Origin of the sequence: Pseudomonas sp. C5pp, assembly GCF_000814065.1 — a bacterium.
GTDB classification, from domain to species: domain Bacteria; phylum Pseudomonadota; class Gammaproteobacteria; order Pseudomonadales; family Pseudomonadaceae; genus Aquipseudomonas; species Aquipseudomonas asiatica.
Window position 1 is genome coordinate 1 of record NZ_JWLN01000080.1, and the last position, 1696, is coordinate 1696.

At 60.0% G+C, this 1696-nt stretch carries 1 protein-coding gene; it reads right to left on the reverse strand.

What is annotated here, in order from left to right:
- Positions 1-179: 179 nt before the first annotated feature.
- The coding region (locus RR51_RS28345; RefSeq protein ID WP_039615469.1) for a DUF5801 repeats-in-toxin domain-containing protein at positions 180-1696 on the reverse strand (1517 nt) is incomplete at its 5' end.

Genomic DNA, 1696 nt, shown 5'->3' on the forward strand with positions numbered 1-1696 from the left:
CTCTTCGCAGCACAAGGCTGCTCCTAAAGAACCTCGCCGAACCAATGAGTCATGTTTTGTTAAATGAGCCGGCCTGCCGGCGATGGGCCGCAAAGCGGCTCCACTTCGCTTAACTGACTGGCATTGCGCTGCGAGGATGGTTTCCAGGCCACCCTCGCAGGTTTCACGTACGCAGTGTTTCAGGCGCTGCCGTTGAAGATGTCGCTGTTGAAGATATCGACCCCGACCAAGGTGATGGTCGTCGTCTGCCCGCCGGATTCGGCAATGGTCACGATGCTGTCTGCGCCATTGTTGTCGATCGACTGGACGACGGCATTTGGATCGCCATTGAGCACCAGCGTGTCTCGTTGCCCCGCGCCAGCATCGAACCCGCTGACCTGGTAGAGGAGCTGATCGGTCGACAGGTCGACGTTGAAGGCATCGCGCTGGCCAGTCGTGCCAACCAGGGTGAAGTCGAACGGTGCGTTTTCGGGTTCGTTGGCGAACAGATTGGCGTCGAACGTGCTACTCGCGGAGTCGCCATCTTTGTCCGTCAGTGTCGCACTGAACTGCAATTTGACGTCGCTGGCCAGGTTCTCGGTTTCCTTGATGAACTCGATCACCGGGATCTTGATGTCGCCTCGCGCCATCGTCAGTTGCACTGCGTCAATCAGTGACGAACCTTCCTTCTGGATCAGGAACGACACCTGACCGCCAGCCTCTGGTGTCAGGGTATTCACCTCGGTCAGGTTCGATGTCGTCCCATCCGCGTAGTAGATCCGGTAGTACAGGTCCTCGGTCGCGGTGTTGTAGCCCCCTACGGAGTTGTCGATGAAGACCTTCATGCCCGTCAGCAGCGTCTCCGGGTTGATCACGAAGCTCTCATCGGCGGCGCTGATCGCTGCCAGGTTGTCGCCCTGGAACAGGTTGTTGGCGACGCCGATACCGGACGTGCTGACGTTCATCGACGCGGGGTCGATATACGACGGCAGGGGATTGGTCTGCAGCGAGGCTTCGGTCGGGTCGGGGGCCCCGAGGCCTATGCCGGTGAAGATGTCTGCCGTCGAGGCGAGTGCTTTGGCGGAGAAGAACACGATCTCCTCGGATGCCGATGGAATGGTCGGGTCATTCGTTTTAGGGATCAGCAAGGTGCGCACAGGGTCCGGGCCGCCGGCATCGAGCGAGCCGTCGGCACTGCTGAGCGTGGTGACCGAACTGAAGCCTTGCACCAGATCCAGTGTATAGCTGCCATTGGCAAAGGCCGTCAGCGTGTAGTCGATCGTGGTGTTGGCCGTTGTGGCGTTATTGTCGAAGTCCCCGGTCAAGGTGCCAGTGAAGTGGAACGCACCATTGGCGTCGGGTGAAGGCGACGTCTCGGTGAGTGTGCCGGTGCCGGTCGTGGTGGTGTTGTCTGGCCTGACCAACGTGAATTGGCCGCCCACCAGCGAAATGTCCAGACCGGTAGCCCCCAGGCCGTCGGCGCCGATCGTACTGTCCCAGAACCCATATTGCGGCAGGATACTTCCGGTTCCGATCAGGTTGCCGAAGGCAAGTGTTGGTCCATCATCGTGGAACACCAGATTCTGGCCGATGTTGAGTGTGGCCTGGGCGCTGTCGCCGTCCTTGTCGGTCTTGGTCGCGGTCAAGGTCACCAGGTTGTCGGAGGTCAGGGTCTTCGAGTCATCGGGATCGCTGATGTTGGGGTGCACGATGGCGC